20 protein-coding genes are annotated in these 21,926 nt (G+C 39.7%); 3 read left to right on the top strand and 17 right to left on the bottom strand.

The window, feature by feature from the left end; all coding sequences use genetic code 11:
- Positions 1-143: 143 nt before the first annotated feature.
- From TT13_RS02210 to TT13_RS02170, 9 genes are all read right to left on the bottom strand, one after another.
- A complete protein-coding gene (locus TT13_RS02210; protein WP_027698467.1) occupies positions 144-1,499 on the bottom strand; it encodes an MFS transporter in 1,356 nt (451 codons plus the stop codon).
- Between the two features lie 441 nt (positions 1,500-1,940).
- Entirely contained in the window at positions 1,941-2,639 is a 699-nt protein-coding gene (locus TT13_RS02205) for a class A sortase (protein ID WP_027698466.1), read from the bottom strand.
- An 18-nt stretch (positions 2,640-2,657) separates the two neighbouring features.
- Positions 2,658-3,953: an APC family permease gene (locus TT13_RS02200; RefSeq protein ID WP_027698465.1), complete on the bottom strand. Its 1,296-nt coding sequence runs from the start codon at positions 3,951-3,953 to the stop codon at positions 2,658-2,660.
- Positions 3,954-4,035: 82 nt separating this feature from the next.
- On the bottom strand, positions 4,036-5,880 hold the full coding sequence (typA, locus tag TT13_RS02195) for a translational GTPase TypA (RefSeq protein WP_027698464.1): 1,845 nt from the start codon (positions 5,878-5,880) through the stop codon (positions 4,036-4,038).
- 108 nt (positions 5,881-5,988) lie between these two features.
- Positions 5,989-6,768 (bottom strand): inositol monophosphatase family protein, encoded by a 780-nt coding sequence (locus TT13_RS02190; protein ID WP_242868505.1) that lies wholly within the window; start codon positions 6,766-6,768, stop codon positions 5,989-5,991.
- On the bottom strand, positions 6,765-7,052 hold the full coding sequence (locus TT13_RS02185; protein WP_027698462.1) for a UPF0223 family protein: 288 nt from the start codon (positions 7,050-7,052) through the stop codon (positions 6,765-6,767). The genes TT13_RS02190 and TT13_RS02185 overlap by 4 nt, the downstream gene beginning before the upstream one ends.
- Before the next feature lie 3 nt (positions 7,053-7,055).
- Complete coding sequence (gene def, locus TT13_RS02180) at positions 7,056-7,649, bottom strand: peptide deformylase (protein WP_027698461.1); 594 nt, start codon at positions 7,647-7,649, stop codon at positions 7,056-7,058.
- 51 nt (positions 7,650-7,700) lie between these two features.
- The gene (locus TT13_RS02175; RefSeq protein WP_027698460.1) at positions 7,701-8,189 is read right to left on the bottom strand and encodes a hypothetical protein; all 489 of its coding nucleotides are present in this window, start codon (positions 8,187-8,189) and stop codon (positions 7,701-7,703) included.
- The gene (locus TT13_RS02170) at positions 8,189-8,785 is read right to left on the bottom strand and encodes a hypothetical protein (RefSeq protein WP_027698459.1); all 597 of its coding nucleotides are present in this window, start codon (positions 8,783-8,785) and stop codon (positions 8,189-8,191) included. Before TT13_RS02170 ends, TT13_RS02175 begins: the two co-directional genes overlap by 1 nt.
- Positions 8,786-8,975: 190 nt before the next feature.
- Here TT13_RS02170 and TT13_RS02165 point away from each other — a divergent pair, with 190 nt between their 5' ends.
- Together TT13_RS02165 and rnjA are read left to right on the top strand one after the other, a co-directional pair.
- A complete protein-coding gene (locus TT13_RS02165) occupies positions 8,976-9,188 on the top strand; it encodes a DNA-directed RNA polymerase subunit epsilon (RefSeq protein WP_027698458.1) in 213 nt (70 codons plus the stop codon).
- Between the two features lie 3 nt (positions 9,189-9,191).
- Entirely contained in the window at positions 9,192-10,877 is a 1,686-nt protein-coding gene (gene rnjA / locus TT13_RS02160; protein ID WP_027698457.1) for a ribonuclease J1, read from the top strand.
- Between the two features lie 110 nt (positions 10,878-10,987).
- On the opposite strand, the gene TT13_RS02155 is transcribed toward rnjA, so the two are convergent.
- The 5 genes from TT13_RS02155 to parE form a co-directional block, all read right to left on the bottom strand.
- Positions 10,988-11,311, bottom strand: a complete 324-nt coding sequence (locus tag TT13_RS02155; RefSeq protein WP_027698456.1) for a hypothetical protein — start codon at positions 11,309-11,311, stop codon at positions 10,988-10,990.
- A gap of 122 nt (positions 11,312-11,433) precedes the next feature.
- Positions 11,434-12,396, bottom strand: a complete 963-nt coding sequence (locus TT13_RS02150; RefSeq protein ID WP_027698455.1) for a diacylglycerol/lipid kinase family protein — start codon at positions 12,394-12,396, stop codon at positions 11,434-11,436.
- A 371-nt stretch (positions 12,397-12,767) separates the two neighbouring features.
- Positions 12,768-13,694, bottom strand: a complete 927-nt coding sequence (locus TT13_RS02145; RefSeq protein ID WP_027698454.1) for a manganese-dependent inorganic pyrophosphatase — start codon at positions 13,692-13,694, stop codon at positions 12,768-12,770.
- 60 nt (positions 13,695-13,754) lie between these two features.
- Positions 13,755-16,211, bottom strand: a complete 2,457-nt coding sequence (gene parC / locus TT13_RS02140; RefSeq protein WP_027698453.1) for a DNA topoisomerase IV subunit A — start codon at positions 16,209-16,211, stop codon at positions 13,755-13,757.
- A gap of 1 nt (position 16,212) precedes the next feature.
- Entirely contained in the window at positions 16,213-18,234 is a 2,022-nt protein-coding gene (gene parE, locus TT13_RS02135; protein WP_027698452.1) for a DNA topoisomerase IV subunit B, read from the bottom strand.
- A 215-nt stretch (positions 18,235-18,449) separates the two neighbouring features.
- Here parE and plsY point away from each other — a divergent pair, with 215 nt between their 5' ends.
- On the top strand, positions 18,450-19,082 hold the full coding sequence (gene plsY, locus TT13_RS02130) for a glycerol-3-phosphate 1-O-acyltransferase PlsY (RefSeq protein WP_027698451.1): 633 nt from the start codon (positions 18,450-18,452) through the stop codon (positions 19,080-19,082).
- Between the two features lie 82 nt (positions 19,083-19,164).
- Here plsY and TT13_RS02125 read toward each other — a convergent pair whose 3' ends face one another.
- The 3 genes from TT13_RS02125 to xerC form a co-directional block, all read right to left on the bottom strand.
- Positions 19,165-19,893, bottom strand: a complete 729-nt coding sequence (locus TT13_RS02125; protein ID WP_027698450.1) for a M15 family metallopeptidase — start codon at positions 19,891-19,893, stop codon at positions 19,165-19,167.
- A gap of 154 nt (positions 19,894-20,047) precedes the next feature.
- Positions 20,048-20,929, bottom strand: a complete 882-nt coding sequence (locus TT13_RS02120) for an aldose 1-epimerase family protein (RefSeq protein WP_027698449.1) — start codon at positions 20,927-20,929, stop codon at positions 20,048-20,050.
- A gap of 85 nt (positions 20,930-21,014) precedes the next feature.
- Positions 21,015-21,926 (bottom strand): tyrosine recombinase XerC, encoded by a 912-nt coding sequence (xerC, locus tag TT13_RS02115; RefSeq protein WP_027698448.1) that lies wholly within the window; start codon positions 21,924-21,926, stop codon positions 21,015-21,017.

Genomic DNA, 21,926 nt, shown 5'->3' with positions numbered 1-21,926 from the left:
CTTAAAGTCTACACCTTGATTATAGTAGGAATCTAAGCGCTTTCAATATACAAAAATGACTAATCTGTTTGATTTATATGCAAAACCTTTAAATTATGCCAGCAAAAAAGCAGTTAAATCATAATGATTCAACTGCTTAATAATTAAGCCTTCTTTACTGGCTTTTTGATTGTTGCAAAGATAATTAGCGAAATAATTACCAAGACAATCAAAGTCCAATAAACTAAGGTAAAGTTTTGTGTCAAAACTGCGCCGTTAGAATAAGTAACAGGTGCAGGCATCAATGGATTACCAGAAGCCATTAGGAAACCAACCAAAATTGCTCCAATACCAAAGCCTTGGTAAATCATTGAGTAGTTACGGGCTGAATTCTTCAAACCGAAGAAATCGGCAACATAGGCTGGGAACACTGTGATGTTACCACCAAAACAGAAGGCCAAAACAATCACAACGGTGTACATCATACCCATACTCATTGAACCAGGCTTAGTCATAACTAAGACAACCAATGAAACCAATTGCAAAATATAAGTAATGAAGAAGACATTCTTACGGCCGATAACATCAGAAAGCCATCCCATTACGAAACGACCAATTGTGTTAAGCAAGGCAACAATAGCAACGAAGGTTGCGGCTGCGGTTGTACCACCCCAAGTAGCAACATCGGCTGGTGAATGGGTACCAAGTGAAGCCATATTAGTTACGGCTGCACCCAAAAGTCCCATAAACATAACTGCTGTAACCAAACATACAAACAACAAATATGCTTGTGAAGTGTGCAACATCTCAGCAGTAGTGAAGTCGTTGTCTGATGAGCTAACAACACTTGCAGATGCAAGCTTTGGATCATCTGGTGCATCCTTCAAGAAGAATGACCCAACCACGGCCAAAATCAAAGCCAAGATTCCCCACCAAGTAAGGACGTGGTCAATATTGGCGCCAGTAACAGCACCCGCACCACCAGCAACAGCTTGGTCAATAAACTTAAAGATAAATGAGCCAAGTCCATAGGCAGCAACTGAGATTCCAGAAATTAGCCCTTTGCGCTCTGGGAACCACTTAATCGCATTGGTCAATGTCGTTAAGTAAAGGACACCATTCATCGCCCCCAAGATAACTCCACCAAGCAACCATAGCGTCCAGATTGAAGAATCCTTACCAATTACCGTTAATCCTAAGATTGAAAGACCATAAACGATTGAAGCGATAATCGCAATAATCTTAATCCCGTACTTTTTAGCTAAAGGAATACCAGCCAAAGTTGCTAATGACAAAGCTAACATACCCAAAGTAAATGTAAATGATACTGATCCAGCAGGTAGACCACCCACAATCTTTTTTACACCATTAACAACTGTGGGAACCCCACCTGTTTTAAGCATAAAACCATTATTGAAAATTGACCAAGCATAAAATGAACCTGCGGCCAATTGAATTAGAACTGTACCGAAAATCACTAGCCAGCGGTTTGTAGCTGGCTTTTGAACATTCGTATCCATAATAACTACTCCTATTCTAAAAAATGAAAAATACCGCTATAAATAAAATTTAGGCAAAAAGAAAACGTTTACTACCTAAGTATATTACTTTTCATCACAAATGATAGATTTTTTACGTTTTTAATCTTTACATATGGTTTTTGTCCAAGTTGATTCATTATGCCTTCGAGTCGTAAAAGCTTTTACACCGGTGTTTGTAGCCAAAGCAATTGGTTTATTAATTATCCATTTTCTTTAAATATTCTTAACATTCATCGCCCACATCATTCTTTCTCACTTTAATTTTGCCTCTTAATTTCAATGTTTGTGATAAAAAAAACAGTAAACCACTTAGGATTACTGTTTTAAGTTTAGCTATATTCGACTTTAAAATCCATCTGAAAATTGCTGCATATAAAGTATTATAACTATATATTAAAATAATTTTTAACTAGTCCTATTTCACTTAATCCAACGATTATCTTCTGAAGCTAATTGATGCTGCAGTTTTTTAGGTGCATCCTTAAAGCTCATCGACTTGTCTAGACGACCTTGCATCAAAACTCGCCCATTATCAGCAGTATAGTTACAAGTAATTAAGGTAATTAATTTCTGTCCAGGAACGTCATCTACAACACTCACATCAGTCGGATCAATAATTTTATGCACGGTTGCCGTATATTCATAAACTTGCTTTAAATCGGTTAGATAAATTTTTTGGCCAACCTTACCCGAATAATAAATTGGTGAAAACAAAAGATTACGACCACTATTTCCTTGAATAAAATGACTAGCTAGTGCAAAATTACCTTCACCCATAACTTGTTTTGGCTTTAGTGTCCCCGCACCAAGTGAGATATTTAGATTATCTACACCTCTTGAAATCGGTACATTTAAGCCAATTTCTGGAATCGCAACATAACCAATGAAATTGATTTTCCCAGCCTCTAGGCGTGCCTTTAAGATTTGTTCAGCTGACAATGAATCAACCTTGGCCCAATTATAATTACCATTCTGTTTATCAGCTTTTTTAATTGATTGCTGACTAACCTTTGGCTGAAAATTTGATAAAACATAAAAAGCAATCTGTTTATGGAAAACTAATGCCAAACCAATTAATAACACTAACACCCATATTAAACGTTTTAACCACCGCCACATATTTACTCCCCCAAAATTTTAATTTTTATGTGTACTAACCTTACGATCAACATAATAGATTAACCAACCTACTAAGAATATAGCAACTTCCCATACTAATATTATCAGTGACTGCGCCGATAAGAGGTAGGCAATCACCAATAGAGCAATCACTGGTAAAATCATCCCACCTGGTAAGGTAAAGGCCCCAGCGACTTGCTTTTCATGTCGTGTTTTAATTACTGCCAAAATAGTTGGTACATATTGTACGAAGGAAGCTAAGACAATTAACTTAACCAAGAAAATATATCCGCCACTCAAAATCAACAAAGCGGCCACGCCCATAGTGATAATATTAGCCGTCCATGGAGAATCATAACGATTCTTTTTACCAAACACACTTGGCAGTAATTGCTTTTCATTTGCTAATGAAGTCATTTCAATTGGTGCATTAAAAGAGCCGGCGATTGCTACGCCAAGAATCGAAATACTCATACCAATAACAATAAATAATTTACCCTGTGGTCCAAAAATCACCGCAAAAGCATCAGCTACTGGTAAAGTTGAATTTACAATTTTATCACCCAAAAGACCGATTGCGACCGTTTGAACAGCGGCATAAATCAAGGTAACGCTTACCATAATCATAATTAAAGCCTTAGGTAAATTCTTCTCCGGATTTTTCATATCCCGTGCTGCAATTGGTAAGAAGTTAAAGCCTGTAAAAACATAGAAGATAATCACTAAGGCTTGTGACAATTGATTTGAAAAGCCCGTAATACTTTGCATATTTGCCGGTAAAGCCAAGGAAAGGTTACTAGCCTTAACGGCAAAGCACCCTAAAATTGTAAAAACGACAAGGACCGCTATTTTAGCTAAGGTCGTAATGTTATCTACCTTTTCCATTAAAGCCGTGCCAAATGTGTTGATTAACCCCAAAACCAGCAAAATAGTGATTGCTACAGTATTAAAGATAAATTTATCGTGTAGTGGCGGAATAATCGTACTTAACGCCGTTAAGAGTGCCACAATCTCAGCACTTAAAGTGATTACCGCTAACCACCAACCGAACCAGCCCACCTGGAAGCCTGCAAAACGCCCAAAGACATAATCAGCATATATCCAGGCACCACCATCTTCGGTATAACGGGCCGCCATTGCAGCGTAATTAAGGGCAATAATCGAAGCCATCCCCCCAGCCAGAACAATTGTTAAAATTGAATAGATGCCAGTATAATGATAAATCTGACCTAATAACAAGAAAATTCCCGAGCCAACAATTGCATTAATGCCTAATAGGAAAATTCCTAAAAAGCTCAGTTGTTTCTTTTCCATTTCTTTACCCTCACTTAAAGTAAAAAGACATTTGTTCTCAGTATACTGAAAACAAATGCCTTTTTAAAGATTAAGCTATTTTTTAACCTTGTTGTGCCATCTTACGACGTTTTGTAGCCTTCTCACGCTCACTTGTATTCAAAATTTGCTTACGAATACGAACGTTTTCAGGTGTAACTTCGGCATACTCATCCTCATCCAAGAACTCAAGTGACTCTTCAAGTGTGAAGTCCTTTGGAGTCTTGATTGAAGCAGTTTGGTCTTTATTTGATGAACGAACGTTGGTCATGTTCTTACCCTTAGTAACATTGACTGAAATGTCATTGTCACGACTGTTAATACCAACAACCATACCTTCATAAATTTCATCACCAGGGTGGACCAACATTGTTCCACGACCTTCAACACCCATCATAGCGTATGTGGTAACAGTTCCTTGGTTGATTGAAACAAGGGCACCATTACGACGGCCAGGGTTCCAGTTCTTAACAACTGGCGCGTAAGAATCAAAGGTGTGGTTGTAGATACCATATCCTCGTGTGATTGACATAAACTCAGTTGAGTAACCAATCAAACCACGTGAAGGTACCAAGAACTCAAGACGCGTAGTTCCGTTACCAGTTGGTTCCATGTTACGCATCTCACCCTTACGTTGCGCGATTGAATCAATGACTGAACCAGTTGAATCATCAGGTGTATCAATTTGAACCATTTCGAATGGCTCAGACAATACGCCGTCAATGTCCTTGTAGATAACTTCTGGACGTGATACTTGCAATTCGAAGCCTTCACGACGCAAAGTTTCAATCAAGATTGACAAATGCAACTCACCACGACCTGAAACAAGCCAAGCAGCAGCTTCATCTGTATCATCAACACGCAAAGAAACATCAGTTTCTAGCTCACGGTTCAAACGATCTTCAAGTTGACGTCCAGTCACGAACTTACCTTCGCGACCAGCGAATGGTGAGTCATTTGTACGGAAAGTCATCTGCAAAGTTGGCTCGTCGATGTGCAAAACTGGCAAAGCTTCTGGATGTGATGAAGCCGTAACGGTCTCACCAACAGAAAGGTCATTTAGACCTGCCAAGGCAATCAAATCACCAGCAATTGCTTCGTTGATTTCAATCCGGTCCAAACCAATGTAACCAAACAACTTAGTTACTCGGAAGTTCTCCGTTGAGCCATCAAGCTTCATAACTGAAACTGCATCCCCAACCTTGATCTTTCCACGGAAGACACGTCCGATACCAATACGACCCACGAAGTCATTATAATCAAGCAAAGCAACTTGGAATTGTAGTGGCTCTTCTGAGTTATCCTCTGGGGCTGGGATTGTCTTAAAGACAGTATCAAAGATTGGTGCCATTGTGTGCTCTTGCGTTGCAATATCAGGATCATATGATGATGTTCCGTTCATAGCAGAAGCAAAGACAACTGGGAAGTCCAATTGTTCCTCATCAGCACCAAGCTCGATGAACAAGTCCAAAACTTCATCAACAACTTCTGATGGACGGGCACCGGGACGGTCAACCTTGTTGACAACCACGATTGGTACCAAGTTTTGCTCAAAGGCCTTCTTCAAAACGAAACGTGTTTGTGGCATCGTTCCTTCAAAAGCATCAACGACCAAAAGCACACCGTCAACCATGTTCATGATTCGTTCAACTTCACCACCGAAGTCCGCGTGACCTGGTGTGTCCAAGATGTTGATTTGCTTGTCGCCAACCTTAACGGCAGTGTTTTTGGCCAAGATTGTGATTCCACGCTCTTTTTCCAAATCATTTGTATCCATGGCACGATCATCCAACTCTGTCCGTAGATCAAGAGTATCTGATTGCTTCAACAATTCGTTGACCAACGTCGTCTTACCATGATCGACGTGGGCAATGATCGCAATGTTTCGAATATCTTCACGCTTTGCCAAAATAAATTCTCCTTTAATGTGGGGTATTAACCCTTTGTAAACGATTTCAATAGGTGCTTCCGCACAAAAGCGAGCCGAAAAATCGGCCCGCTTAGCGTTTTTTCTTAACTATTTGTTAAGTAACTGAATATCAGTATATGCTTGTGTAGTAGCTACTAAAACTGTCCCTGATGATAACATATTTATCGGGTCGCCGTCAATAAGCGTCGCTTTTAATCCTAATCCTTTAGCTAAAACAAGTCCAGCAGCAAAGTCCCAAGGTTTTAAGCGACTAGCATAAGCAACTGCTCTGCCAAGAAATACTTGGCAGAGGGAAATTCCAGCTGAACCATACACACGATAGCTTAGAGCTGCTTTGGCAATTGCTGGAAAATTATATTGTCCTTGTAAGAGACGAGCTCCAGACAAATAGACTAAACCATCTTCAAGGGCTGTATTTTTCAAGGCTGGTAGTATAACTGCGTTTAACTTAACTCCAATTTCTGGGCCACCATGAATTAATTGATCATCCATAACATTCATAATCCAGCCTAAGACTGGCTGACCATCAATATATAAGGCCAACATAGATGCAAAGTCACTTTGTTGTTTAACGAAATTCATTGTCCCGTCAATTGGGTCAATGAACCAGACATGGCCAGACAAATCACCCAAATCATCACCATAGCCCTCTTCACTTAGAATACGGGCTTGAGGATCAGCTTGGCGAATCAAGCTAATGTATAACTGCTCAACTTCACGATCAACGCTAGTTACTAAATCACTCCGTGACGTTTTATGCTCAACCTCAAAATGCTCAGCCATTCGTTGGATAATCAAGTTACGAGCTTGTCCAAACCATTGCGTTACCCTTTGATCTAAGCTTTTTTGTTCCACTGGATTCATCATATTTGTCCTTCAGCTTTAACAAAGTTCTTTTGTTGAGAAGCAAAACGAATGGTTTGATAAATGCTATACCCAGATTCAGCCTTAAATTCGCGATCTAGCTGCTTTTCTTCCCCTTTGCTTGGTACAACTACCTTAAAGGCTTGATAAGCAGCTAGGAGGTCTGTCTTAGCAATTCCCTGTTCATTAGCTTGTGCCACTGCTGAATAGAGGGCGGCCACAGCGACAATGTCTTTGGTTGACCAGCCATCTAACATCGGATAATTAAAATTTTTATCACTTACCATAACTCACCCGATTAACTTTGTATTGTCAGGCTCATGCCAAGGATCTTGCTTGTTGATGTGATCATAGTAAAGAACACCATGCAAATGATCGATTTCATGTTGGAACACAATCGCTGGGTAGCCTTCTAACTTTAACTCATGACTTGCCCCAGTTTCATCTTGATATTTAACTGTAATTCGGTAGGCTCTCGGTACTAAGCCAGGCACATCCTCATCAACAGATAGGCAACCTTCACCCATAGAAAGTGCCGTTTGCTTGACTGATTGGCGCGTAATTACTGGGTTAAAAATGGTTCCCTTAAAGAAATATTGATCTTCTACATTATCGTCATCAGTTTCTTCTAAATCATCATTTGGAATCAGAATTGATGAGAACAACTTTGAAATTCCAATCTGTGGTGCTGCTAAACCAACACCTGGTCGCAAGCCGTATTTTTCGTTTTGCTCTTCATCTTGGCTAATCACCAAATATTCCATCATATTTTCAGCGGCTGCCTTAAGGTCAGCTGCTAATGGAAATTCAACTTTAGCTGCCTGTGCGCGTAAAACCGCACCGTCTTCTTTACCATCACGTACAATATCTTCCATTAAGTACATTTTGCTACTCCTAACTTGTAAAATCTCCAAAAATCAGTATACCATTATTCTTCAAAATGCCGGTTGGTTTAACCGAGCTAAATCTCTCAAATAAGCTAAAGTTTGCGCATTTGTTACATGAGCAATGTCCAGATGTAAATCACCTTGTACATTATCATACCAGGCGTCCGTTACTAATAATGGTTCTTTTTGCATACCAAAAGCACGCAAACCATGCGTTTTAGCATAGTCACTTAGCGCTTGATCTAAGTGACTTGTAATTTGCTGTAAGTCAGCTCGCCCTTGATTTTCCAAAATTAATTCAAAGGCCATTACATTGTGCCCCCAAATATTGGCTACAATCTCGGTCGTCAAATCCGTTGGCATTTTTACTTTAAAGGGCTCTAGTGACTGCACGGCAACTCGGAGTGCTGAATTAACTAATTGTTGGGACTCGATAATTTGTCTTTCAGTTTTCCGCCGACCACGTCGCCTAATAAAAGTAACGATTAGTAAAATCACAATTAAGAGACCAAGGAACATCCATCCCAAATCATGCATCATTTACTCCTTTTGGCATCCACATATGCTGTAATAATTCGCATCAATTTATTTTGTAAAAATTGTGCTTTACGATTATCAGTTTCTTCATAACTAACAATGCGCAGATTGCGATAGGTCAAAACGAGCTCAGCAATCTTTTGCATCAAACGACCAGCATCGTCATTTTGTTTGCTGTTTGGTCCATAATGCTCAAATAGTGAGAAATCATTGTATTCTTTAACAAGTTGTAATTGGCCAGTGACAATTACAAAAGCCCCACTTTGCCGCTTCATATGCGGGACGCTCTCCAAGGCTTCTACAGTTGCTGCTAGTTCGGCATCAGCGGTACTGGTTAAATCATTTTGAAGTAAAACGGACTGACTAGCAGGTAGATTAGCCGTTAAAACCAAATAGCCTGCCAAAGTAACTGCATCACTATTACTACTTTGACTGGCCATATAGAAATAGCTTGCATAGCTCGTTGGCAACTGCTTTTTCAACTCATTTGCTGCCTTAACTTCCGCCGGCGTTGTCATTGTTACATAAGTACGTCGCCATTTATTTTTTGCACCACCTAGTTGGCGCTTTACATTTTGCCAAATCGATCTACGCATGCTTTTACCTCCATCACTTTTCACCTTTTACTTAGTTTACTAAATTTATAGCTTTGATAAAAGCTAGTTAATTGACCGCTCTTTATACAATTGCCTTCATATAGCTTTAAGAGGGTAAATCTGCTAAACTAATACCTAGGAATGTCTAATTATAAGTTAGACTAATTCGATTAAGAAGGAGCAAAATTTTATGATTTACAAGGTTTACTATCAACCAACCAAAATTCAAAACCCTAAGCGGGAAAACACAAAGTCTCTATATGTTGATATGGACTCAATGCCAAGCGCACGCCTAGCAGTTGAGCAAAATACAGCTTATAACGTTGAGTTCATCGAAGAACTCTCAGAAAAAGCCTTAGCCTACGAACAACAAAACGCAGACTTTAAGCTAACGGAGTTCTAACTTATGGTAATGGATCTGGATATTCGTCCAGACGAGACGGCCGTATATGCGCTTGGCGGATTAGGTGAAATCGGAAAGAATACTTACGGTATTCAATATGGTGATGAAATCATCGTAATTGATGCCGGTGTTAAATTCCCTGAGGATGAATTACTCGGAATTGATTATGTTATTCCTGACTACACCTATCTCAAAGAGAACCGTGATAAGATCAAAGCTTTGATTATTACTCACGGGCATGAGGATCACATTGGAGCCATTCATTTTTTCTTGAATGCCGTTAATGTCCCTGTGTATGCTGGCCCACTTGCTCTGGCCTTAATAAAAAATAAGCTTGATGAACATGGTTTAATTAACAGCACCGAGCTCCATGAATTGAATGAGGATACAGTTCTTAATTTTGAACATCTATCCGTTGAATTTTTCCGTACAACACATTCAATCCCTGATACTTTTGGGGTTGCTGTTCACACACCATCTGGCACAATTGTTGAGACTGGTGATTTCAAATTTGATCTGACCCCTACAACTAAGCAGCCACCTAATTTGCAAAAAATGGCTCGAATCGGTTCAGAAGGTGTGCTACTCCTTATGTCTGATTCTACCAATGCTGAGCGTCCTGAGTTTACTAAGTCTGAGAAGTGGGTTGGTAAAACCATTGACCGTCTTTTTGATGACATTGAAGGCCGCATTATCTTTGCAACCTTCGCATCAAATATGTCGCGTGTCCAAATGGCAACTGAAGCTGCCCTAGCCCACGGTCGTAAGATTGCGGTCTTTGGTCGTTCAATGGAATCAGCCGTTAATAACGGAATGGCTTTGGGGTATCTCGATATTCCAAAGGAAATGCTCGTAGATGCTCATGAAATCAATCATCTTCCTGCAAATGAAGTTTTGATTCTTTCTACTGGTTCACAAGGTGAGCCAATGGCTGCGTTAGCCCGGATTGCTAATGGGACTCATAAGCAGATTTCAATCCAGCCTGATGATACCGTCATTTTCTCTAGCTCACCAATTCCCGGTAATACTCAATCAGTTAACCGGGTAATCAACGAACTTGAAGAAGCTGGCGCCCGTGTTATTCATGGTAAGGTTAATAATATTCACGCCTCAGGTCACGGTGGCCAAGAAGAGCAAAAGTTAATGCTATCTTTGATTAAGCCTAAGTACTTTATGCCGGTCCACGGTGAATACCGGATGCTTAAGGTGCATGAAGGACTAGCCCATGAAATTGGGGTTCCTGATGATAACACTTTTGTTCTGGATAATGGTGATGTCTTAGCCTTAACAGCTGATTCAGCTCGTTTGGCTGATCACTTCCCAGCTGAGGATACCTACGTTGATGGTAATGGCATTGGCGATGTTGGCGCAGCTGTCTTGCATGACCGTCAAATGCTGTCGCAAGATGGTTTGGTTGTCGTCGTTGCAACGATTGATTTAGCTAACCAAGAAATTACTGCTGGACCAGATATTCTTTCACGTGGCTTTATCTATATGCGTGAATCTGAAGAACTTATCAATGAGGGTCGTAAAGAAATTTTCCATGCAATCTTAACCGCAATGCGTGATAAAAATGCTTCTGAGCATACAATCCGTAATGCCGTGGTTTCACACTTGCAACGATTCTTATACGAAAAGACTAAGCGTCGGCCATTGATTCTACCAGAGTTTATCATGGTTAATAATTAAATAGAAAAGCAGGCAAATAAATAATTTGCCTGCTTTTTTTCATCTGTTTTTATAAAAAAGCTAAGTTAGTTTAAAAACCAACTTAGCTTTAGCCTACTCTTTAATTGTAATTACTTTGGCGTTACATCACGCCGCTCTCGATGCTCTGACTCATCATAACCGCGATTATAAAAGTACTGGCGTTGAACCAACTTTTTATGATAAGAACGGATTCTCCAGATTGCTACACCGATTAATAATAGAATACCTAGGAGAATTGTAATAATAATATGACCAAAGCCAAAAATTATCCCAGCTAAAATGAAAAGTGTTAGCGGCCAAAAGCGCATTAGTATTCCAAATACGAGCATGCAAAGATTAACCAGCAGACCCAAGAGCCCACGGGCAAAAGCCAACAAAACGACTAGTAAAATTAATAGATAAACTATCCACATATTTAATTTGCCTCATAGCATTAATATTTTTATCTAACTGTGGTCTATATTATACCAAAAACAAAAACATTTTTCCGTCATTTCGCTCAAGAAAGTCCACTATTTTTTTACCAAAAACACCCTTATTCTACCTCTTTCAAAAGAAAAAATTGGTGCTTACGACTTTTTAGTTCCAGTTCGAAAGCATGAACTCCTAGCTCTTCACCGTCAATATGACCAAACTCTAAGCGTGGACTAATTAGTTCATACTTATCGGCGGTATAGCGATGAACCTCGGGCAAAACATAATGTTTACCTTTAAGGACGCTAACTAAAGTTCTTAATAATTGCCACATGTTGTTCTTCTCAATCACAATTAAATCAAGTTTACCGTCGGTTGAATCTGCATCGGGCATTATGTTCACCCCACCCCCAAAATAAGGATGATTAGAAAAGGTTAATAGATAACTTTTATTCATCTGTACCAGTTTTCCATCAACCCGTAATGTCACTCCAAAGGTATCTTGGGTGCGTAAAACACTAAACAAAGTCACAAAATAAGCTAGTTGTCCTAAATGAAGGTAATTTAAAAATCGCTTAATAGTCGAATCATTGGTTGCGGCTACCGTTGCCGCATCAAAACCAATCCCTAAGTTATTTACAAAATATTCGGTTGTTTTTTGTGTGCGATCAAAAACCTGGGCAATATCCAACTCTGTAGCCAATCCTTGTTCAATTTTAGCCACTAATTGTGGAATGATTGCCGCTGGTTGTTGGTCTTTAAGTAAATGATTAGCACGAGCAAAATCATTTCCCGACCCAGCCGGAATATAGGCAATTGGCGCTATGTTAGCTACCCCGGTCGCTAATTGCCCATTAACTGCCTCATTTAAAGAACCATCACCCCCAAAAATTACTAGCGTACTTGAAGCACTATCATGTTTTTGCCATAAATAAGCCCAATCATAAATGTCTTTGGCATTTTTACTGATTTTAACTTGATAGTCAAGCTGGCTTTGCTCTAAATATTTTGCAAAACTCTGCCAAATTTGTGCCGCTTGCCCCGACTGTGCGGCCGGATTGACAAGAAAAATAAGCCGTTTCATATCTCTACCTTCATCTGTCTTCGATAGATATTAATATAACATATTTGTATCATTTAGGTGACAAAATATTTAAAATAATTACAAATGTCTAGTAAGGTAGGTAATTAATTACTTTTCTCAACAGTTGATTTAGTCCCTCTAGTAAAATTATGCTCACAATTAAAATCACTTTAAAAACTTAACTCACTATTTCAATACAATAGCTCTTACTTAAAATTAGATATTCATCTAATTTCTTGGGCAAATTAATTACGATAATAAAAAGCACTTATATTCATCATCAATTTTGATGAGAACACAAGTGCCATTCACAAGCTACTCTGCATTAATTTCATGTTTCCATGCAATTTAACTCAAGTTTTTTTATTGTTTTATGCTTCAAACGCAGCTGTTAGTGGTGGTACCACTTGCTTCTTACGTGAAACAACACCTGGTAATGCAAAACGATCTGCAACCAAATCCTTATCAAAGGCTGCGGCAACCTTTGCTTGATTTGCACCTAAGACAAGCACTTCTGAATCTGAGTCTAAGATATTTGTAACTACGAATACAAAGGTATCATAACCATCTTCAGCTAATTCTTGCTCAATCGCTGCAACAAGCTCATCGCGGCGTGCAAAAACATCTTCAATATCAACTGTGTTAACTTGACCAATGCGAATTGTTTGGCCATTCATATCAAATGACTTAGCATCCCCATCAATCAATTGCTTAGCTGTACGCGTTGATAAATCAGTTCCCGCCTTCAACATAGCTAGACCATAAGCCTTGTAATCATCCAAGCCAGCTAATTCAGCTAATGCTTCTAGGGCTGGTTGGTCCATTGGTGTAGTCGTTGGGCTCTTTAGCAAAAGTGTATCTGAAATAATTGCTGAAGCCATCATACCAGCAATGGCCGCTGGAATCGTCACGTTCGCATTCTTGTATTCATAATACAAGATTGTGGCCGTTGATCCATAAGGCATATTGATGAAGTACATAGGCGCTGCTGACTTAAAGTTAATCTTATGGTGATCATAAACGCCCGTAACAGTTACATCAGCCAAGTTAGCGACTGATTGACCTGCTTCGTTGTGATCAACCAAGACGACTGTATCAGTATCTGCTTGCTCAATTACGCGTGGTGCTGAAACTTTGAAATAATCCAAAGCAAACTGAGTTTCAGCGTTTGGCTCACCAAGGGCAACTGCCTCAGTGTCTGCTTGGTAAGCAGTATTCAAAAAAAATGATGTAGCCAAGGCAGCTGCAATCGTATCTGTATCAGGGTTTTGGTGTCCAAAAACAAGCGTCTTTGCCATGTTTAGAATCTCCATTCAAAATTTTATACTTTAATTTTAGCACATTTTTTAAGTGACACTTTAAGCAATCACGAGCTTTTCTAAGAAAAGCTCCATTCTTGTAGGTAAACCATCAGTATCGGTATCAATAATAAAGCTACCATTACTATAACGTTGGCCTAATGGGTGTTCACTTGGCAAGAAGTCAAAGTGCTTATTTTGGTCTGTCGTAATTCGCAACTTAATTGGCTGACTAATCGTAACCACTTGCGCCGCCACAATTTGATGTGGATCCCGCTTAAGTTCGCGCATAATCATCACACCCTTACGCGCTCGACTAGTGCTTGGTACTTCAGTTACGGCCATCCACTTGAAAGCGCCCCGGTTAGAAATCAAAGCCAGTGCTTTTGTATCATCAACCACCGACGAACTCACAACGTAATCGTCTGCTGCTAGGTTGATTGCTTTGACCCCGGCCGTTCGTGGCCCTGTCGTCGGTACCTCTTCGATTGGATAACGCAAAGCATACGTCCCGTGTGTGACAATCATTACTTCGCCATGCAACAGTTCAACTTGTTCTAGTAATTCTAAGCCGATAATCTGTGCTGGCGCCGCTTTTAGCTTAATCAACACCATTGATCGTTTTTTGTAAGATGAACGTGGTGCTAAATCACTAAAGGCCATTCGTTTAATCATCCCGTCACTGGTTGTAATTAACCACTCACCATTTAGATGATTAACATCGTCCACAATCTTTACCGTCAAAATAACCTCTTCTGGGGCTAAACCGGTAATAGTTTGTGAAAGGTGCTCACCTGCATCCTTCCATTTTGCTTCTGGTATCTCATGGATTGGTCGATAAATTACATTACCCAGATTTGTCAGGATAAAGATATGTTGCCGTGTGTTAACTTTGCCCAGATAAACTGGTTCATCGTCTTCACGGAGTCCGTCTTCCTCCCTTGAGGCCGTGTATGAACGAACTGAGGCTCGTTTAATGTAGCCCTCACGTGAAACCAAGACAACTACATCTTCATCCGCCACCGTTACTGTTCGGTCAATTGTAAGCTCTTGAACCTCAGCTTCAATAACTGTCCGGCGTTCAGATGTGTAAGCCTTTTTAATTGCTTGCAACTCACCCCGCAAAACCCGTCGTAGTGCTTTTGGATCGGATAAAATTTCTTCGTAATTCGCAATTTTACCCTCAAGTTCTGTAAACTCAGCTTGCAACTGGGTTACATCGGTATTAGTTAGACGATAAAGTTGCAAAGTAACAATTGCCTCAGCTTGCGCATCAGTAAAGCTAAATTGATCAATCAGATTCTGCTTGGCATCACGCCGGTTTTCAGAAGCTCGGATTGCTACAATCACTTCATCAAGGATTGATAGAGCTTTAATCAAACCCGTAACAATATGCTGGCGTTCTTTTGCTTTATTCAAATCAAAGCGTGTTCGTTTAGTAATAATATCGGCTTTATGACTCAAAAAGGCAGTTAGTGCCGTCTTTAAGCCAACACGTTCGGGCCGCTGATTATGAATCGCAACCATATTGAAATTATACGTAATTTGCAAGTCGGTCTTTTTAAAGAGGTAATTTAAAATTCCATCAGCATTTGCATCTTTAGCTAATTCAATAATTATTAATAAACCGTCACGATCAGACACATCACGTACATCAACAATTCCCGCAACGTCTTTGTTTAAACGAATCTCATCCATTTTTTTAACCAAAGCCGCCTTATTAACTTCATAAGGAATTTCGCTGATTTCAATCTGACTTTTACCGCCTTTCAACGGCGTAATTTTCGTCTTTGAACGTAAGACAACCCGACCCTTACCGTCACGATAAGCAGCTCGAATACCATCTAAGCCCTGAATAATTCCACCGGTCGGAAAATCTGGCCCTTGAATAAAATTCATTAAATCAGCTAAGTTCGCCTTAGGATGAGCGAGTAAATAAACCAAGGCATCAATCACTTCACCTAAATTGTGAGGTGGAATATCAGTTGCATAACCCGCTGAAATTCCAGTAGCTCCATTAACCAAAAGATTTGGGAAATGAGCTGGTAGCACAGTTGGCTCATACTCTGTATCATCAAAATTCAAAACCATCTCAACGGTCTTTTTATCCAAATCTTTGAGCATTTCACCAGCTAATTTTGATAGCCGTGCCTCGGTATAACGCATTGCGGCCGGCGGATCATTATCAATTGATCCATTATTTCCGTGCATTTCAACCAGTGGTGCCCGTAGTTTCCAATCTTGTGACATCCGGACCATTGCTTCATAAATTGATGAATCACCGTGCGGATGAAAATTACCCATCACATTTCCGACAGACTTAGCCGACTTACGGAATTGTTTATCATAAGTATTTCCATCACGATTCATTGCATATAAAATCCGTCTTTGTACGGGCTTAAGGCCGTCACGAATATCAGGCAAAGCCCGTTCTTGGATAATATATTTTGAATAGCGACCAAAACGATCGCCCATAACTGCTTCAAGGCTTAATTCTTGAATATTTTGTTCAACCATTTTAAACCTCACTATCTTGCCAAGTCTCAATTATTGGAATCTGAAAATCCTCATCTTCAACAACTGGAGTGGTAGTTTCATCACTTTCTAAGATAGAGCCACCCTCTTCTAGGGTAAAGGCTACGTTTGCTTCAATCCACTTTCGACGTGGCTCAACTTTATCACCCATTAAGGTCGTTACTCGCTTTTCAGCCAGCATTGCATCCTCAATCATAACCCGGATTAAAGTTCGACTAGCCGGATTCATCGTTGTATCCCAAAGCTGGTCAGCATTCATCTCACCCAACCCCTTAAACCGTTGCAAGGTGTAGCCTCGGCCGATTGAAGCTTCTTTTTCAGCTAACTGAGCATTCGTCCAAGCGTATTCGATTGATTGCTTCTTACCAGCACCTTTACGCATCATATAAAGCGGTGGTAGTGCAATATAGACGCGTCCAGCTTCAACCAAAGGCCGCATATATTTATAAAAGAAAGTTAGCAAAAGCGTTTGAATATGGGCGCCATCATCATCGGCATCGGTCATGATAATAATTTTATCGTAATTAATATCAGCAACATCAAACTCAGCTCCTACACCGCCACCAATAGTATAGATGATTGTGGCAATTTCTTCATTTTTCATAATATCGGCTAGTTTGGCCTTTTCCGTATTTAACACTTTACCACGCAATGGCAAAATCGCTTGGAATTTACGGTCACGACCTTGCTTTGCTGAACCGCCGGCTGAATCTCCCTCAACTAGGAATAATTCATTTTTTGACGCATTTTTTGATTGGGCCGGCGATAGCTTACCAGATAGCAACTTTTCACGTCGCCCCTTCTTTTTGCCAGAGCGGGCTTCATCACGAGCACGTCGGGCTGCTTCACGGGCTTCGCGGGCACGCAAAGACTTACGAATCAAACTTTGTGAAAACTCACCATTTTCCATTAAATAAAAGCCAAGTTGCTCTTGAACAATTGCATCAACGATTGAGCGAGCTTCTGGTGTACCTAGCTTATCCTTAGTTTGACCTTCAAACTGCAACAAGTTTTCTGGTACTCGCAACGAGATAACTGCTGCTAACCCTTCACGCACATCAGAACCATCTAAGTTTTTATCCTTATCCTTTAATAAATTAACTTTACGAGCATAGTCATTAAAGGCCTTAGTCCAAGCAGTACGTAAGCCGGCCTCATGAGTTCCCCCACCAGGTGTTCGTACATTATTAACAAAGGACATCATTGTCTCAGAATAACCATCATTGTATTGCGCAGCAACCTCAACCTCAACGCCCTGCTTCTTACCGTCAAAGGCCATCACTGGGCCAAGTGTATCCTTATCTTCGTTCAGATAAGCTGCAAAAGCTTGGATACCTTCAGGATAATGATAAAGTTCGCTACGCTCCTGACCTGGTCGCTCATCAGTCAAAGAAACTTTAATATCACGTAAGAGAAAGGCTGACTCGCGTAAGCGTTCTGCTAGAATATCAAAATTATAGACTGTAGTCGAAAAAATAGTTGTGTCTGGCTTAAAAGTAACGGTTGTACCAGTAGGATCCTTAGTTTTACCTAAGTTATTTAAAGTACCATCTGGGTTTCCCCCATTGATAAAGTGTTCTTGATACTTAATACCATCACGTACGATGGTCACTGTTAAGGATTCTGACAGCGCATTAACCACAGATGAACCTACTCCGTGTAGTCCACCTGATGTTTTATAACCACCTTGACCAAATTTTCCTCCAGCGTGAAGAATTGTCAAAATGACCTCAGGCGTTGGCTTCCCAGAGGCATGCATTCCAACTGGCATTCCTCTTCCATGGTCGACAACCGTAATTGAATTATCCGCATGGATAACAACTTTGATTTCATCGCCGTAGCCCGCCAAGGCCTCATCAACTGCATTATCAAAAATCTCATAAACTAAATGGTGTAAGCCGCGTCCGTCGGTTGAACCAATATACATACCGGGACGCTTACGAACTGCTTCTAGTCCTTCTAAAACCGTGATGGAATCATCCGAATAACTGTTTATATCTGCCATGGACGCTTCCTTTCTCTTTTACAAAGCTTTTTTTGCGCATTTTGACGCACATCTGTTTTTCATAATATCGCAAGCACTTGTTTTTTTGCAAGTATTGCTAGCAAAGTCCAAGAAAAACATATAAATATATCGCTACCTTGACCAAAATTCCTGCTATAATAAAACTTGATTTTTATTTTTGCATTTTTGCAAAATAATAACTAGGAGGAAATTTGATGAGTTTATCACACTTCATCATCTCATTTATTTTAGCGTACATTCTAGGATCATTACCTTTCGGTTACTGGATTGGTAAAAGATTCTATCATAAAAATCTATTAATTGAAGGATCCGGTAACATTGGTACCACCAACACCTTCCGTGTCTTAGGTAATCGAGCAGGTATTGCCGTTTTGGTGCTTGATATTCTTAAAGGAACGGCTGGAGCTTATATGGCTGCAATCTGGGGTACGGTACCTACTAAAGAATGGCTATTTTTTGTTGGTTTTGGTGCCATTGTTGGTCATACTTTTTCGATGTGGATTAAATTTCGTGGTGGTAAAGCAGTTGCAACGAGTGCTGGTGTTCTACTAGCTTATACACCCCATATGTTTATCTTTGCTTCAACCGTTTTTGTTACTGTTATTTTACTTGCTAGTATGGTTTCATTAGCTTCGATGGTTGGTTTCACCTTGGTTACGATTGCCGCCATTATTGAACAGGACTGGTTACTCACAGTGATTGCGGTCATATTGACGGCCTTCGTTTTTTATCGCCATCGAGCCAATATTAAACGAATTAAAAATGGTACTGAAAGCCTCGTTCCCTTTGGATTTTATTATTGGGCCAAACAACGTCATCATAATTAATAAAGCAAGTTTGCTTTAAAAATATAAATACCTCATAAGTATCGACCGCTGGTCTTAATACTTATGAGGTATTTTTAGTCTGTTAATTTTTTAGTAACTTAACATATTCTTCTAAAGTTAAATGGTGTTTTGTAATATATTTTGCATTATCAACCCCAACATAACGATAATGCCAGTCCTCATAACCAACACCAGTACTAGCTTTACCATCAGCTGGAAAGCGTAAGATAAAGCCGTATTCAGGTGCAATTGCGGCAACCTTTTTAACAATTGCAGCTGGACTAGCATCTAACTCATCAACTGTACTCATATCAACAGCTAAGCCAGTTTCATGTTCTGACATTGTTGGTGGTTGCGAATAAGTCTGAGCATTCTTCTCAGCTTGACTCTTTGAAATTGGACCACCGCCTGCATTAACAGTTCCAGCTGCACCAGCCATTTCCTTTGCCACGTAATTATTATAAAGATTGGTCTGATAAGCAACCGAGCGATAGCCAGAAATTAAGTGTTCTGCCGGGTCAATCACCCGAGCAGCTGCTAAAAATTTTGTCAAAGCCGGCGCAATGCGACGATCAACTTGGACATTTTCAACGGTTGCTAAGTCTGGATTCATCTCCGCTCGCGGATTTTGTCGATTAACAATCACTAAATTCCAATCAGTTGTTTTAGCATCTGGTAAAGCCGTACTTTTTGTTGAACTTGCCTGATTACTTTTCTTTGAGCTTTGTTGTGAGTTATTAAATTTATTAAAAACAAGCACACCCAAAACAATTAAGATTAAGCAACCTACCAGCCAAGAAAATTTTCGCATATCTATCCCCATTCTAACTATTATCATCAAATCAATGCTTAAAGCACATTCAGCTTCAATTATTTTGGCAATAGTTATTGTACATGTATTTCTTTAACCTAGTATAAACCGAACTAATCGCGTAAACTTTATGGGAACAAAATAACCACTTTTACTAAAAGAAAGTTAAAGAATATGACCCAGTAAAGATTTGTGCTGGCGCTAAGTCATTAATTGCGTACTTATGCGTAATGTTCCCATCGGCATCGACTGTATCAGCAATCCCCCACCATGGCTCAATTGCGACAAATGGTGCTTCCTTAACATAAGGCGTCCAGATTCCTACATATTTAGCATCCTGAATGTGCATTGTAATCCCATGTGATTCATTTAGACGAGCTAAAACAATCGACAACGGATTACCACCAAGCTTCAAAATAATTGCGTCATCCTTATAATCATCACGCCGTAAACGCAACGGCACACGTGCATCAAAGGTGTCTTCCTGGTTATTATCTAAATAAGAACCAACCAACTTAACGCGATCATAATGTCTACGCGGTTCGATGTTTACATAATAATCCGTAAATTTCTCTTCTGGCAATAAAGGTACATTAAAAGCGGGATGACCACCAACTGAAAAGTATATGTCCTGATGATCCAAGTTAGTAACAATATAAGCAATTCCCAATGTATCTTGCGCAGTCAAGCGGTACTCTACATCAAACTGAAATTTAAACGGATAAATTGCTTGCGTTTCTTCACTATCAGTCAGCCGAAAGCGTGCTGTTGTTGCCGTTTTTTCAACTAAATCAAACTCATTATCCCGTGCAAAACCGTGTTGTGGCATAAAATATGTTTTATCCCGAAACTTATAACGATCACCGCGTAGTCGACCAACAATTGGGAAAAGGTTTGGCGCATGTCGACCCCAAAAATTAGGGTCTGCTTGCCAAATATATTCTAAACCAGTCCGCTTATTTACAACTGAAATCAATTCAGCGCCATTCTCTGAAAGCCCAACGCAAATACTACCATTATCTAATTTTACTGACATAATAAATACCCCTACCTTCACCTTATAATTTTAGCAAATATTTTAAGCTATTACCACGGTTTTCAGATAGCGCTTTCATAAAGTTTTAAGCTCTAGGGAAAAAATTCCGATAACTCTTTTGCAAATCTTGAGTGGTTACATGAGTATAAATTTGGGTAGTTGAAAGATTACTATGTCCCAACAAACTCTGAACTGACCGTAAATCAGCTCCGTGATTGAGTAAGTCCGTTGCAAAAGTATGTCTAAACATATGCGCACTAACCGCCTGAGTAATTCCAGCCGCACTAGCTATTTTTTTCAAAATATATTCAATTCCTGATGCTGTTAAAGGTTGCCCTTTCTGATTTAAAAAGACGTAGCCTTGATAATCTACTTTACTTGCAAGAAGTGCTGGTCGCGCATTTTGCAAGTATTGTTTAAAGGCGGCCGCCAAATAATCTCCATATGGCAAAGCTCGCATTTTATTTCCTTTTCCGGTAACCATAATTATCCGATTCGTTAAATCAACATCGGATAGTTTCAAATTTGCTAGCTCAGATACTCGTAGACCAGCATCATATAATGTTTCAATAATCAAACGATTACGCACGTCTTGTGGCTTCTCGCCCTCTTCAACATAGGCTAAAATTTTCTTCATCTCTGCCTCAAAAAAATGACGTGGTAGGTGTTGACCTGCTTTTTTAAGTTGAACGTCCGCAAAAGGGTTATTATCAGTTAATTCATTTCGAATCATGAATTGAAAAAAAGCCCGCAAGGAACTGACCTTACGCGCAATTGTTCTACTACTATCATTAGCTTCATAACGTTTAGCTAGATATACTCGTACATCTAGCTGATCCATATCTAAGATATCCTTTTGTTCATCTTCCACATTTAAAAAATCTAGTACCTGATTAATATCTGAACGATACGCTTTAATTGTTTCGGCTGAATACTGGCGTTCAACTCGTAAATATTCAATAAATAGCTTTAAATACTTGTTTGTTGTCGCTGTCAT

The sequence above is a fragment of the Weissella oryzae SG25 genome (genome assembly GCF_000691805.2).
Lineage (GTDB): Bacteria > Bacillota > Bacilli > Lactobacillales > Lactobacillaceae > Weissella > Weissella oryzae.
This window is presented reverse-complemented; position numbering and strand designations above follow the sequence as displayed.

Coding starts and splice junctions, on each gene's coding strand:
- TT13_RS02170 (WP_027698459.1), bottom strand. CDS start 8,785: ATGCGTAGATCGATTTGGCAAAATGTAAAGCGCCAACTAGGTGGTGCA.
- parC (WP_027698453.1), bottom strand. CDS start 16,211: ATGGTTGAACAAAATATTCAAGAATTAAGCCTTGAAGCAGTTATGGGC.
- TT13_RS02125 (WP_027698450.1), bottom strand. CDS start 19,893: ATGCGAAAATTTTCTTGGCTGGTAGGTTGCTTAATCTTAATTGTTTTG.
- parE (WP_027698452.1), bottom strand. CDS start 18,234: ATGGCAGATATAAACAGTTATTCGGATGATTCCATCACGGTTTTAGAA.
- TT13_RS02205 (WP_027698466.1), bottom strand. CDS start 2,639: ATGTGGCGGTGGTTAAAACGTTTAATATGGGTGTTAGTGTTATTAATT.
- TT13_RS02155 (WP_027698456.1), bottom strand. CDS start 11,311: ATGTGGATAGTTTATCTATTAATTTTACTAGTCGTTTTGTTGGCTTTT.
- TT13_RS02120 (WP_027698449.1), bottom strand. CDS start 20,929: ATGTCAGTAAAATTAGATAATGGTAGTATTTGCGTTGGGCTTTCAGAG.
- TT13_RS02190 (WP_242868505.1), bottom strand. CDS start 6,768: ATGATGAATCCAGTGGAACAAAAAAGCTTAGATCAAAGGGTAACGCAA.
- TT13_RS02185 (WP_027698462.1), bottom strand. CDS start 7,052: ATGGTAAGTGATAAAAATTTTAATTATCCGATGTTAGATGGCTGGTCA.
- rnjA (WP_027698457.1), top strand. CDS start 9,192: ATGGTAATGGATCTGGATATTCGTCCAGACGAGACGGCCGTATATGCG.
- TT13_RS02200 (WP_027698465.1), bottom strand. CDS start 3,953: ATGGAAAAGAAACAACTGAGCTTTTTAGGAATTTTCCTATTAGGCATT.
- TT13_RS02165 (WP_027698458.1), top strand. CDS start 8,976: ATGATTTACAAGGTTTACTATCAACCAACCAAAATTCAAAACCCTAAG.
- xerC (WP_027698448.1), bottom strand. CDS start 21,926: ATGACAGCGACAACAAACAAGTATTTAAAGCTATTTATTGAATATTTA.
- def (WP_027698461.1), bottom strand. CDS start 7,649: ATGTACTTAATGGAAGATATTGTACGTGATGGTAAAGAAGACGGTGCG.
- TT13_RS02175 (WP_027698460.1), bottom strand. CDS start 8,189: ATGCATGATTTGGGATGGATGTTCCTTGGTCTCTTAATTGTGATTTTA.
- TT13_RS02145 (WP_027698454.1), bottom strand. CDS start 13,694: ATGGCAAAGACGCTTGTTTTTGGACACCAAAACCCTGATACAGATACG.
- plsY (WP_027698451.1), top strand. CDS start 18,450: ATGAGTTTATCACACTTCATCATCTCATTTATTTTAGCGTACATTCTA.
- TT13_RS02210 (WP_027698467.1), bottom strand. CDS start 1,499: ATGGATACGAATGTTCAAAAGCCAGCTACAAACCGCTGGCTAGTGATT.
- TT13_RS02150 (WP_027698455.1), bottom strand. CDS start 12,396: ATGAAACGGCTTATTTTTCTTGTCAATCCGGCCGCACAGTCGGGGCAA.